At 63.5% G+C, this 12,121-nt stretch carries 14 protein-coding genes; 3 read left to right on the top strand and 11 right to left on the bottom strand.

Going from position 1 to position 12,121, the window contains the following annotated elements; genetic code table 11:
• Positions 1-22: 22 nt before the first annotated feature.
• From yajC to pdxT, 6 genes are all read right to left on the bottom strand, one after another.
• Positions 23-406 carry a preprotein translocase subunit YajC gene (gene yajC / locus ABD884_RS11755; RefSeq protein ID WP_345054741.1) on the bottom strand — a complete coding sequence of 128 codons (384 nt, stop codon included), beginning with the start codon at positions 404-406 and terminating at the stop codon, positions 23-25.
• A gap of 188 nt (positions 407-594) precedes the next feature.
• Complete coding sequence (ruvB, locus tag ABD884_RS11750) at positions 595-1,671, bottom strand: Holliday junction branch migration DNA helicase RuvB (RefSeq protein ID WP_345045921.1); 1,077 nt, start codon at positions 1,669-1,671, stop codon at positions 595-597.
• A complete protein-coding gene (gene ruvA, locus ABD884_RS11745; RefSeq protein WP_345045917.1) occupies positions 1,664-2,308 on the bottom strand; it encodes a Holliday junction branch migration protein RuvA in 645 nt (214 codons plus the stop codon). Before ruvA ends, ruvB begins: the two co-directional genes overlap by 8 nt.
• Before the next feature lie 89 nt (positions 2,309-2,397).
• The gene (gene ruvC, locus ABD884_RS11740) at positions 2,398-2,976 is read right to left on the bottom strand and encodes a crossover junction endodeoxyribonuclease RuvC (protein WP_345045914.1); all 579 of its coding nucleotides are present in this window, start codon (positions 2,974-2,976) and stop codon (positions 2,398-2,400) included.
• A gap of 53 nt (positions 2,977-3,029) precedes the next feature.
• A complete protein-coding gene (locus tag ABD884_RS11735; RefSeq protein WP_345045911.1) occupies positions 3,030-3,785 on the bottom strand; it encodes a YebC/PmpR family DNA-binding transcriptional regulator in 756 nt (251 codons plus the stop codon).
• A 3-nt stretch (positions 3,786-3,788) separates the two neighbouring features.
• Entirely contained in the window at positions 3,789-4,490 is a 702-nt protein-coding gene (gene pdxT, locus ABD884_RS11730; RefSeq protein ID WP_028267167.1) for a pyridoxal 5'-phosphate synthase glutaminase subunit PdxT, read from the bottom strand.
• Positions 4,491-4,591: 101 nt separating this feature from the next.
• On the opposite strand from pdxT, the gene ABD884_RS11725 reads away from it, so the two are divergent.
• Positions 4,592-5,887, top strand: a complete 1,296-nt coding sequence (locus ABD884_RS11725) for a MurT ligase domain-containing protein (RefSeq protein WP_345045907.1) — start codon at positions 4,592-4,594, stop codon at positions 5,885-5,887.
• On the top strand, positions 5,884-6,636 hold the full coding sequence (locus tag ABD884_RS11720) for a type 1 glutamine amidotransferase (protein ID WP_345045904.1): 753 nt from the start codon (positions 5,884-5,886) through the stop codon (positions 6,634-6,636). The genes ABD884_RS11725 and ABD884_RS11720 overlap by 4 nt, the downstream gene beginning before the upstream one ends.
• 55 nt (positions 6,637-6,691) lie before the next feature.
• Here ABD884_RS11720 and ABD884_RS11715 read toward each other — a convergent pair whose 3' ends face one another.
• Positions 6,692-7,603: a serine hydrolase gene (locus tag ABD884_RS11715; protein WP_345045902.1), complete on the bottom strand. Its 912-nt coding sequence runs from the start codon at positions 7,601-7,603 to the stop codon at positions 6,692-6,694.
• A complete protein-coding gene (locus ABD884_RS11710; RefSeq protein ID WP_345045900.1) occupies positions 7,593-8,468 on the bottom strand; it encodes a LysR family transcriptional regulator in 876 nt (291 codons plus the stop codon). Before ABD884_RS11710 ends, ABD884_RS11715 begins: the two co-directional genes overlap by 11 nt.
• 164 nt (positions 8,469-8,632) lie before the next feature.
• On the opposite strand from ABD884_RS11710, the gene bla reads away from it, so the two are divergent.
• Positions 8,633-9,565, top strand: a complete 933-nt coding sequence (gene bla, locus ABD884_RS11705) for a class A beta-lactamase (RefSeq protein WP_345045898.1) — start codon at positions 8,633-8,635, stop codon at positions 9,563-9,565.
• A gap of 188 nt (positions 9,566-9,753) precedes the next feature.
• On the opposite strand, the gene pdxS is transcribed toward bla, so the two are convergent.
• The 3 genes from pdxS to ABD884_RS11690 form a co-directional block, all read right to left on the bottom strand.
• Complete coding sequence (gene pdxS, locus ABD884_RS11700) at positions 9,754-10,680, bottom strand: pyridoxal 5'-phosphate synthase lyase subunit PdxS (RefSeq protein ID WP_028267172.1); 927 nt, start codon at positions 10,678-10,680, stop codon at positions 9,754-9,756.
• A 205-nt stretch (positions 10,681-10,885) separates the two neighbouring features.
• Positions 10,886-11,515 carry a phosphatidylinositol phosphate synthase gene (gene pgsA / locus ABD884_RS11695; RefSeq protein WP_345045894.1) on the bottom strand — a complete coding sequence of 210 codons (630 nt, stop codon included), beginning with the start codon at positions 11,513-11,515 and terminating at the stop codon, positions 10,886-10,888.
• Positions 11,508-12,116 (bottom strand): HIT family protein, encoded by a 609-nt coding sequence (locus tag ABD884_RS11690; RefSeq protein ID WP_028267174.1) that lies wholly within the window; start codon positions 12,114-12,116, stop codon positions 11,508-11,510. Before ABD884_RS11690 ends, pgsA begins: the two co-directional genes overlap by 8 nt.
• Positions 12,117-12,121 lie beyond the last annotated feature (5 nt).

Here is a 12,121-nt window from a genome sequence, read left to right as displayed (position 1 = left end):
CCGCTGGTTGTACGGGTACGGACTAGCTGTCCTTCTTGCCCTCATCATTGAGGCGCTTGAGGGTTTCCTCGGAAGTCTCAGCCGGTGCCGGCGCGTCGGCGTCAGCGGCCGTCAGCGACGAAGCGTCATCCGGAACGTCAACAGCCGCTTCCTCGGTGGGCTCAACGATCTTGGTCACAGCCTGGCGGTGCACCGTAGCGAGGTTGCCCGGAGACAGTTCAAGGACAACTTTGTTCTCAGCGTCGTCCATCGAGACGATCCGGCCGAACAAACCAAAACTGGTCATGACGTCAACGCCGGGAGCGAACTGGGACTGCAGCTTGGCCTGCGTTTGCTGCGTCTTTTTGTTGCGGCGGAACATCATGAAGATGAAAACGCCAAGCATGGCAAACAGCAGGATTGTCATTGGATCCACAGGGAAGTTCCGTTCTTTACTTACGTTTTAGTTTCACGGCTATGTCTGCCCGGTGGATCCGGCGGCCGTGGAGCTTCCTCCATTTGGCCGCACAATGCTCCGACGGGCGGGCACAGAACCAAGGACTCGAACGTGCCGAGTGTCATACCAGTCTAGAGGCATAAGCTGAATAGATCGCGCTAGCGGCCGGTATCTATGCTTTCGGCCTCAATTTCGCCGTCCTGGAACACCGTCAGAGGGTCCTGTCCGAACACTCCGGCCGGCACTGCATATCCAAGGTGGGTCCATGCGGACGCCATGGCAATCCTGCCGCGCGGCGTCCTCCCCAAAAGTCCTTCGCGTACGAGGTACGGCTCAGCCACGGTCTCGACTGTCTCCGGCTCTTCACCTACCGCAATCGCGAGGGTGGAAAGCCCCACAGGACCCCCGTTGAACTTGGTGATGAGCGCCTCCAGGACGGCGCGGTCCAAACGGTCCAGTCCGCGCTCGTCCACTTCGTACATGTCCAAAGCGGCGGAAGCCGCGCGGGCGTCGATCTGCTCGATCCCGTGGACCAACGCCCAGTCCCGGACACGGCGCAGCAGCCGGTTGGCGATACGCGGCGTCCCCCGGGAACGGCCTGCGATCTCACTGAATCCGGCCGAGTTGACCTTCAGGTCAAGCAGTCCCGCCGAACGGCGCAGAACCAACTCGAGCTCGGCGACGGAGTAGAACTCCAAATGTCCGGTGAAACCAAAGCGGTCGCGAAGGGGGCCCGGCAGGAGGCCGGCCCGGGTAGTGGCGCCCACGAGGGTGAAGGGCGGCAACTCAAGCGGAATGGCCGTTGCCCCCGCGCCCTTGCCTACCACGATGTCCACCCGGAAATCTTCCATGGCCATATACAGCATTTCCTCGGCAGGCCGGGACATCCGGTGGATTTCATCGAGGAAGAGCACCTCGCCCTCCGAGAGCGAAGAGAGGATAGCCGCCAGGTCGCCGGCATGTTGGATGGCGGGTCCACTGCTGATCCGCAAGGGAGCATTCATCTCGGCGGCGATAATCATGGAGAGCGTGGTCTTGCCCAGACCCGGAGGGCCGGAAAGCAGAACGTGGTCCGCGCTGCGGCCGCGCATTCTCGAGGCTTCCAGCACGAGCGAAAGTTGCTTGCGAACGCGGTGCTGGCCAACGAAGTCGTGGAGGTTCTTCGGGCGCAGGGCCGCCTCGATGATGCGTTCCTCGGGCTCCTCTCCCCCGGTAACGAGGGACGGCTCAGCCACGGCTGCCTACCCGGTTTCCCGCACGGGCACCGTCCTGGCCAAGCCAGCGGAGCGTCGCACGCAGGATCTGGGCGACGTTGCCGGCGTCGGCCAGCTCCGGGGAATCTGCCATGGCTTTATCGATACTGCCGGCGGCGTCCTTCTCCGACCAGCCAAGGCTTGCCATGGCAGCAACCACCTGCGGCTTCCAAGCGGACTCGGACGCGACGGCGGGGGCAAGCCCTGGCGCGGTGCCGAGCGGCACGAGCTTGCCAGCCAACTCCAGCACGATCCTGCCGGCCACTTTGGGCCCGATGCCGGGGACTTTGGTGAATGACTTGGCATCACCGGAATGGGCGGCCACCCGGATTGCCTCGGGTTCATGGACGGCAAGGACCGCCAGGGCCAACCGCGGCCCCACCCCGCTCACACTGAGCAGGACATCGAAGACTTCCCGTTCGTCGTCGTTCGAGAAACCAAAGAGTGTCAGGGAGTCCTCCCGGACGATCAACGAGGTGAACAGCTTCGCCTCCTCCCCGACATGCAGGTGGCTGAGAGTTTGGGGCGTGGCGTAGACGCTCATTCCGGCACCGTTGAGGTCGATGACGGCCGTGGAAAGGCTGACGTGTGCCACGGTTCCGCGAAGAAAACTGATCAAGACCCGGCTCCTGAAGTACTGCCCCGTGCATGCTGCGCCGCGGGCTATCCGAACATATCTACGAATACCCTAACAAGTGCCACCGACAATTACCGGGCGCGGCGCGCTTTCGCTTCCGCTTCCGCCCAGGCCCGCTGTGCCGGCGTCAAGGCACCGGTACCTGACCCGGCGGTGGAAACGGCGGCGCCACTGCCTGCCCGCCACGCGTGCGTGACGGCGAGGGCCAAGGCATCGGCAGCGTCGGCCGGCCGGGGCGGCGCGTCGAGGCGGAGAATCTTGGTGATGAGTTTCGTTACCGCCTCCTTGTTGGAGGTACCGCTTCCCGTGACGGCGGCTTTGACCTCCGACGGCGTATGGAGCGCCACCGGGATGCCGCGCCGTGCAGCAGCCGCGATGACCACGCCGGACGCCTGGGCCACTCCCATGACCGTACTGACGTTCAACTGGGAGAAGACCCGTTCGACGGCCAGAACGTCGGGTTTGTACAGGTCGAGCCATTCATCGATGGCTTCGGCGATAACCAGCAAGCGCTGGTCCAGCGACTGTTCCGGGGAGGTTCCCACGACGCAGACTGCCACCATCGTGGCGCGCCTGTTCCGTTCGACGTCGACCACTCCGATGCCGCAACGGGTGAGGCCCGGATCGACTCCTAGTACGCGAAGAGTCAAGTCCGGGCCCCCTTTTTAGTTGTCAGGCTGTGTTTGTCTATCGAAAGAAACTGTTACTCGGCTTCGAGCGCAGCCTGGACTTCCTCGCTCATGTCCGCGTTGGTGTAGACGTTCTGGACGTCGTCGAGGTCCTCGAGGGCGTCCACGAGCTTCATGAACTTCTTTGCACCGTCGAGGTCAAGGGGCACCTGCATGGACGGCACAAACTCGGCTTCGTCCGACTCGTATTCAATGCCGGCCTCCTTGAGGGCGTCACGGACGTCCTGGAGATCGGTGGGCTCCGAGTGGATTTCCCAATTCTCTCCGCTGTCCTTGACTTCCTCGGCGCCGGCGTCGAGCACGGCCATCAGGATGTCGTCTTCGCTGAGCCCGTTCTTCGGCAGGTTGACGACGCCCTTGCGGGTGAAGAGGTAGCTCACGGAGCCGGGGTCGGCAATGGTGCCGCCGTTGCGGGAGATAGCGAGCCGGACCTCCGAAGCAGCACGGTTCTTGTTGTCCGTAAGGCACTCGATCAGGAGTGCCGATCCCTGCGGGCCGCGGGCTTCATACATGATTTCCGTGTAGTCGACCACTTCGCCGGTCAGGCCGGCACCGCGCTTGATGGCACGATCGATGTTGTCAGCGGGAACCGACGTCTTCTTTGCTTTGGTGACAGCCAGCTCCAGGCTGGGGTTGCCGGCAAGGTCTGGTCCGCCCATGCGGGCGGCGACTTCGATGTTCTTGATCAGTTTGGCGAACGACTTCGCGCGACGGCTATCGAGGATGGCCTTCTTATGCTTGGTGGTTGCCCATTTGGAGTGGCCTGACATGCTTTACGCTTCTCCTCTGATCATTCGAATGAATAGTTCGTGCACGCGCTTCTCCCCCGTCACTTCCGGGTGGAAGGAGGTGGCCAGCAACTGGCCCGAGCGAACTGCAACAATTCTAGCCAACCCGTGCAACGTATCCGTGTGGGCTGCCTTGCCCGGCTCCACCTGGGCGAGAATTTCGACGCCGGGACCAACGCGTTCCACCCACGGTCCGCGGATGAAGACCGCGTGGACGGGAGCCACGCCGGACTCCCCCGCGCTGAAGTCGAGACCCTTGAAGTCAAGGTCCGTCTCAAAGGATTCCCGCTGCCGGCCGAAAGCGTTGCGACGGACCGTGATGTCCAGTCCGCCGAACGTCTGCTGCGGATTCCCGGCGAGGTCGGAGGCGGGGTCGGCGATGTCGTCCGCCAGCAGGATCATGCCCGCGCAGGAGCCATAGACCGGCAGCCCGGACGCGATCTGCTTGCGGATCGGATCGGCAAGTTCAAAGATGCGCGCCAGCTTGTCGATGGTGGTGGATTCGCCGCCGGGGATGATGAGGCCGTCAATATCGTCGAGCTCCGCGGGCCGCCTGATGCCGATGCCGGTGGCTCCGGCCGCTTCGACGGCGTGAATGTGCTCACGAAAATCGCCTTGTAGTGCGAGGACGCCGATGCGTAGGCCCGAGCCCACGCTTGATGACGCCTCGGAAGGGGGATTGGTCATTCGACCATCATAATGCGCCGCCGCTGCCGGGCTCGCCTTGGCAACCCGGCTACGCGCCGGCGGCACGTGGTTTATGCACCAACTGGGATATATTACAGAGCATGTTTTCGTTCACCGTTCCACTCGGCAAGCTGGTCCGTGCTGTGTCCCGGCTTCGCGGCGGAGGTTCGGCATTGCCCGGTCTCGTGGTCGAAAGAATCGACCCCGGCTTCATGCAGCGGACACTGTCCTCACTCCCCCACGGGGTAGCCGTAGTGAGTGGGACCAACGGCAAGACGACCACCACCAAAATGGTCGTGGAGCTCCTGGAAAGCCAAGGCCTGAAGGTCTTCACGAACCGGACAGGGAGCAATTTCACCCGAGGGGTGGCAGCGGCCATCCTCGGCGAGGTGGACTGGCGCGGCAGGCTGGACGCCGACGTCGCCGTCCTGGAACTCGACGAGGCACATGCCGTGCACTTCGTGAACAAGGTGCCGCCGCGCTATTGCCTCCTCCTCAACGTCCTGCGCGACCAGCTGGACCGCTTCGGCGAAATCGACGCGACGGCGATGCTCCTCCAGCGGATCGCCGAAAGAACCACCGGAACCGTAGTGCTGAACCGCGAAGACCCCAGGGTTGCCCGCATCGCGGGGGCCATCAGCGGTCCCGAGGTGCGCTACTTCGGATTGGACGAATCGCTCCGCAGCACCTTCCCGAACGACGACGACATGCGCGCGGCGGCTCCCGGAACCAGCGCCCACGGCGACGTTCCCGCCGTCGAAACGGCCGACGTCGTACTCCGCCGGGTCGGTACCGACGACGCGGACTTCGAGTTCGACGGAACCCGGGTGACGACGCACATGAAACTCCGTGGCGTCTACAACATCTTCAATGCGGCCGCTGCGTTGGTACTTGCCAGAAGCATCACCGGCGCAAGCGGAAGGCCCGGCGATGCGGCCAAGCTGGTCAAAGCGCTTTCCGAGGTGGCTCCGGCCTTTGGCCGCGGGGAGAGCCTGACAGTGGATGGCCAGCCCCTTGAGCTGGTGCTGGTGAAGAACCCGAGCGGTTTCCGTCTGGGCCTGAAGTCTTTTCCGGCAAAGGGCTACGCCTCCATGATCGCCATCAATGACAACTATGCCGATGGCCGTGACATGTCGTGGCTGTGGGACGTTGAATTCGAATCCCTGCGCGAGGACGGCGTCGAGCTCGTCACCGGGGTCCGAGCGTACGACATGGCGCTGCGCCTCCAATACGACGACGTCCGCTGCGGCTCGGTGGACACCGACATTCCCGCGGCCTTGGCTGAATTCATCCGGGGTTCGGCGGGCAAACCGAAACGGATTTTCTGCACCTACACGGCAATGTTGGCCATCCGGCGCGAACTCTCCAAGATCACCACTGTGGAGGTAGTCTCATGACCCCGGCCGAAGATACCGCACACTACGCTAGCAAAGGCACTATCCGGGTACTGCAGCTGTATCCCCGTGAGATGAACATCTATGGAGACTGGGGCAACGCACTGGTCTTGCAGCAGCGCTTACTCTGGCACGGTTACACGCCTGAGCTCCTTGAATACAACGTAGGCGACGACTTCCCCGAAGATATCGACATCATTGTGGGCGGCGGCGGCCAGGACAGCGGCCAAATAGTCATCCAGGACGATCTCCAATCACGCGCCGAGCACCTCCGCGAAATGGCCGAGGGAGGAACGCCCATGCTGGTGATCTGCGGGCTCTACCAGCTCTTCGGCAAGTTCTTCAAAACGAAGGCCGGCCCGGTCATTCCCGGTATCGGCATCCTGGATGTGGAGACCGTCGGCACCGATGAACGACTCATCGGAAACGTCACGCTCACGTCTCCCGAGTTCGGCGAAATCCTGGGCTACGAAAACCACAGCGGGCAAACCACCCTCAGCGGCGGCGTCGAGCCCCTCGGCACAGTGTCCAAGGGCGCCGGCAACAACAGCAAAGATGGTCATGAAGGTGCCAGGCACCGGAATGTGGTTGCGAGCTACCTGCACGGGTCCCTCCTGCCCAAGAATCCGGCCATCGCCGACTTCCTGATCCGGACCGCCGTAGAACGCAAGTACGGCACCTTTGTCCCTGGAACGCCCGACGACGGTTTTGCCCGCCTCGCGCGCGAACACGCGGCAAAGCGCCCCCGCTGAAGATCGTGGTGGACCGGGCCCCGGGAGCCGTGGATTTCGCCTCGGCGGAAGGCTCCTAGAAATCCTGAAGTGTGCGCACACGGTTGTGTAGTTGGCGGGCGACGTGGGCGATGAGCTCTTCCGCGGCCGGTTGATTCGCCGCGGCGGTGGTGGATTCGGTGAGTGCTGTCACTGCGATGGTGTGGCCGTTGCGGTGTTGGGCGACGCCGATTTCATGCCGGAGGTTGAGAAGCGTCCCTGTTTTTGATGACCAGACGGTGGCGTCGGTGTCGAATTCAGGAGCGAGCCGGTGGCGGAGGACGTTGGCCTTCATGAGCTGTCGGAGTCGTTGGGCTGCGGCCTCATGGATTCGGGTGGGGCGCCAGATTTCGTTCAACAGGTTCGTGAAAGCTTCCGCGGTGCCGGTGTTGGCGCGGGCTGGATCCAGTTGAGGGAGCAATGGGCCGGCGGCCCGGTTCACGCCATCGATAGCGAGGTGGTGGGCCAGGTATCGTTCCTCGGGCCTTAGCCGCGCCTCTGCGGTATCGGCCAGCTCACCCAGGCTGTGCCGTAGGATGATGCCGCCCAGGTTCAGCTCCCGCATCAGCCAAGTGACGTGCTCGGGCGGAGTGATTTCCAAGAGCGCGTCCGTGGCGGAGTTATCGCTGATCCTGACGCTGAGGTAGAGCAGATCGTCGATGGCAATGGTTGCAGGGTGCCGGAATTTACTCAGCCCGGTGGGACCTGGAATGGTGAGCCGGCCAGGGCTGACGTCAACGCGTGTGCTCCCCCTGATCTCACCGTCGATGATGCGTTGCATGGTGGCCAGCGCAAGCGGGACCTTGACGAGCGACGCGGCGGGGAAAACACGGTCTGGGTCGAGGCTGATCTGCTGGCCCGTTGCCAGGTTGCGGGCTGTGAAGGACCCGAGGATTCCGCCTTCGAGGAGTTTCGTGCGGAGCCGGTCCAGGAGGGTTTCAGTATTCAATCGCCTGGGCTCCAAGGACGTCTGCGATGTGGGCCCAAAGCTTGTCTTTCAGTGTCGCTACCTCAGTGGTGTCAACGCCGGTGATCGCGTAGGTGCGGTTGAGGCGAACTTCGCCGAGGGGCCGCCAGTGCAATTCGAATCGCTGTGCTTCCCCCGGTGTGCAAAGGACGAGGTCATCGTCACGGAAGGCAGCCAGTGCAGCAGCCTGGGCTGATGGTGCACGTTCCACTTGGCCGGGTTTGAGGCCGTTGCTGTCCCGGAGGTGGTAGAGACGGTCCCGAATGTGGGAAACGTCGTCCTCCGGCAGTATCCACAGCCGGCTCGTGCGTGCGTCTAGCCGCCGCCGCGGGCGGAGGCAATCGAGAAAGAAGGGTCCGGTCTCTTCCCTGTGGGCCTGCCCCACACCCAACGGAATCGCCCACGCTGAAATGTCCGGTGGGGAAGGAACAAGGGCTGTCCTCGGTTCAGGGTCGCTCATGTCTTTGTCTCCAAGGTCCCACCCGGCATAGACCACTTCGAGGTCGATCGAGCCCTTCTGGGCGTCACGTATGAGGCGGGCCACTTTCTGGGCCAGGCAGCCCTCGGGGACAGCCAAGGTAATCGCTTGCAGATGGGATTGCCCAGCGATCTCCTCGATCCGGCCCGCAAGTTGGGTCAGACGGCGGGCATAGGGCAGGAGGGTTGCCCCGAACCGGCTTGGTCGGTGGTTGTCACGGTCGATCACAATGTGTCCAAGGTGCTGTTCAAGGGCCGCGACGCGGCGGCTTGCTGCCGACTGGGGAATCCCGATCCTGGCAGCGGCGACAGTGAAACTTCGCGCGTCGCAAACGTGCACGAACGCTTCGCAGGCGGCGAGGAGATTCATCTGCACATCCTAACCGGGGTGACGGACGGGGCGCGCATGCGAAATGTGCATGACCGCATGCCTTTCTAGCCTTTGACGCTTGGGATGTCGTCGCGTTTAGTCAGAGCGGAATCACTGCCAGCCACCCGCGTGGGCGCAGTTCACGTCAGCTAAGGAGAACCATCGTGGAAAGCAAGAAACTCCTCCCAATCATCACAGCATTCACCATCGTCACCGGGCTGCTGTCCGGGTGTTCGAATGGTCCAAACCCGGATTCGGGAATCGCCCACCCATCTCCGACCTCCTTCCAAGCCTCGAACACGATCTCCTCAGCACCCACAGAGGCGTTCTCGCTGCTCGAAAAGGAGTACGACGCGCGCCTTGGCGTGTACGGAATCGATACTGGCACGGGGAAAACCGTGACGCACCGGGCCGACGAACGCTTTGCCTACGCCTCAACGTCCAAAGCTTTGCTTGCCGGGGCCGTCCTTGCCAAGACCAGCATCCCGGACCTCGAGCAAGTCATCCGATACACCAGCGGCGATCTGGTCAGCTACTCACCCGTCACCGAGAAGCACCTCGATACCGGTATGCCGATGCGTGAGGTGATCGCTGCGGCCCTGCAATACAGCGACAACACCGCAGCGAACCTGATGTTCAAGCAGCTCGGCGGTCCGCAGGGTCTCGGCGACAGCCTCAAAAAAATCGGCGATAACACCACCCACGTAGACCGTACCGAACCCGAGCTCAACGAAGCCGTTCCCGGGGACATCCGCGACACCAGCACCCCGAAAGCCCTCGGAACAGACCTGGCCGCATACACCCTGGGCGACGCCCTCCCCAGCGAATCCCGGACGCTCCTGACCGATTGGCTCAAAGGAAACACCACCGGCGGAAAACTCATCCGTACCGGCGTCCCCAGCGGCTGGACAGTCGGAGACAAGACCGGAGGCGGCAGTTTCGGGACCCGCAACGACATCGCCGTTATCTGGCCCCCCACAGGTGCCCCCATTGTCCTCGCAGTCATGTCCAGCAAGGGCACGAAGGACGCCAAGTACGACGACGCACTCATCGCAGCCGCAACACGGGTCGCGATCGCTGAGCTCGAACCCAAGTAGTCCCCCCGCAGTTGTCGTCGTTATGAAGGCTCATAACGACGACAACTGCGTGGGCCCACACCGCCGGGGTTCCCTGGCCGAGCTTGCGAGGCGAGGGTGGCGGTGGGGACTAGTTGGGTTAACGCACGACGGCGGTGGGTCTCCATTGATTGGTGACCCACCGCCGTCGAACTGCTTCCGGGGTTTGGTTACCAGCCGCGCTCGGCGAGGCGGTGCGGTTCGGGGATGTCCTCGACGTTGATGCCGACCATGGCTTCGCCCAGGCCGCGGGAGACCTTGGCGATGACGTCGGGGTCATCGAAGAACGTGGTGGCCTTCACAACGGCCGCGGCACGCTGGGCCGGGTTGCCGGACTTGAAGATGCCCGAGCCGACGAACACGCCGTCCGCGCCCAGCTGCATCATCATGGCAGCATCGGCCGGGGTGGCGATGCCACCGGCGGTGAACAGCACCACGGGGAGCTTGCCGGTGGCGGCAACTTCCTTCACGAGCTCGTACGGGGCCTGCAGCTCCTTGGCCGCGACGTACAGCTCGTCCTCGGGCAGGGAGGCCAGGTTCTTGATCTGCGCACGGATCTGGCGCATGTGGGTGGTTGCGTTGGAGACGTCTCCGGTGCCGGCCTCGCCCTTGGAACGGATCATGGCAGCGCCCTCGTTGATGCGGCGCAACGCCTCACCGAGGTTGGTGGCACCGCAGACGAAGGGGACCGTGAAGTTCCACTTGTCGATGTGGTGGGTGTAGTCGGCCGGGGTCAGGACCTCGGACTCGTCGATGTAATCCACCCCGAGCGACTGCAGGACCTGGGCTTCGACGAAGTGGCCGATCCGGGCCTTGGCCATGACAGGGATGGACACGGCGGCGATGATCGCATCGATCATGTCCGGGTCCGACATGCGGGACACGCCGCCCTGAGCGCGGATGTCCGCGGGAACTCGCTCGAGCGCCATCACGGCAACGGCACCAGCGTCTTCGGCGATGCGGGCCTGCTCGACGTTGACGACGTCCATAATGACGCCGCCCTTGAGCATCTCGGCCATGCCGCGCTTGACGCGGCTGCTGCCCGTAACGCTGGCTGCGGACGAACCGGCTTCGTTGCTTACATCAGGTGTAGACACAAAAACCCCTATGGGTAGATAGAAGACCTTGGCCGGGGCGCAGGCGGACAGGGGGCCATACACAGCGCACACCGGATTTCCAGGTCACATTGACCAAGTACCTTCAATACTAGTCCCCTGTGCTGGGCCGGTCGTACTTGATTACCGGCATCGATGCTGCCAGCTCCCGGGGTCCGGGCAGGCCTTGCGCAGGCCAGGTGCGCGGCTAGGCGGGCGTGCCGCCGTCGACGTCTGCCATGGCCTGTTCGCGGACAGCCGCCATCCTCTGGACGACGGTGACGCCCGTCGCTGCGGCGAGCAGCACGAGCGTCACAAGCAACACGACGGGCGGCAGCCCCAGACCGCTCAGGCCTGTCACGAGCAGCACGGAGATGAGCCGCTCGGCCCGTTCGGCAATGCCGACGTTGGCACAGAAGCCCAGCGACTCGGCCTTGGCCCGCGCGTAGGAAACCACCATTCCGAGCACCAGGCAGGCGAGGGCCGCCATGGCGATGGAGATGTTCGCGCCACTCGTGAAAAACCAGATGGCGACGCCGGCAAAAATGGCGCCGTCGGCCAGCCGGTCCAGCGTGGAGTCGAGAAAGTTTCCCCATGGGCCGCTACGGCCCTGTTCCCTCGCCATGATGCCGTCCACCACGTCGGACAAGGCGAAGACCGCAATCACGAGCGAACCCCACCAGAGCTGGCCTAGGGGATACAGAATCAGGGCCCCGAGTATGACGCCGGCGGTCCCGACGACGGTTACGGCGTCGGGCGATACCCCCGCCTTGAGCAGGAAGCGGGCAAGGGGCGAAAACAGCCCGGTGAAAAACCCGCGGGCATGCCGATTAAGCATCCGTCTCCCCGGACAAATCCGACTCCCCTGGCCAGGCGTCGGCCACTTGCTGACGGACCTCGTCAAGGGTCTGGGTGACGGCCTTCGTCTGGGCGATGATCGGGAAGAAGTTTCCGTCCCCGCCCCAGCGCGGAACCACGTGCTGGTGCAGGTGGGCAGCGATTCCCGCCCCGCCGGCGACGCCCTGGTTCATGCCCAGGTTGAAGCCGCTCGGGTTGGCCACCTTGCGCAGTACGCGCATTGCGGTCTGGGTAAGTTCCGCCATCTCGGCTGTTTCCTCGACGGTGATGTCCGTGTAGTCCGGCACATGCCGGTACGGGCACACCAGCAAGTGGCCCGGGTTATAGGGGAACAAATTGAGCACTACGTAGCACGTCTTGCCACGGTACGCGATGAGGGATTCCTTGTCCGGGCGGCTTGGAGCCAGGCAGAACGGGCAGTCGTCCTCGTTCTTGAACTGGTTCTGCCCACCCTTGATGTAGGCCATGCGGTGCGGAGTCCAGAGGCGCTGGAAGGCGTCAGGAACACCTGCCAGGCTGAAGTCGTCGGTCACTTCGGCATCGCCCGGATAGTCAGCTGTCACGCCCGTATTCTCCTGCACTTTTC

This window comes from Arthrobacter methylotrophus (assembly GCF_039539965.1).
GTDB lineage: Bacteria > Actinomycetota > Actinomycetes > Actinomycetales > Micrococcaceae > Arthrobacter > Arthrobacter methylotrophus.
Note: the sequence above shows the minus strand (reverse complement) of the source record. Positions and strands in the feature narration are given on the sequence as shown.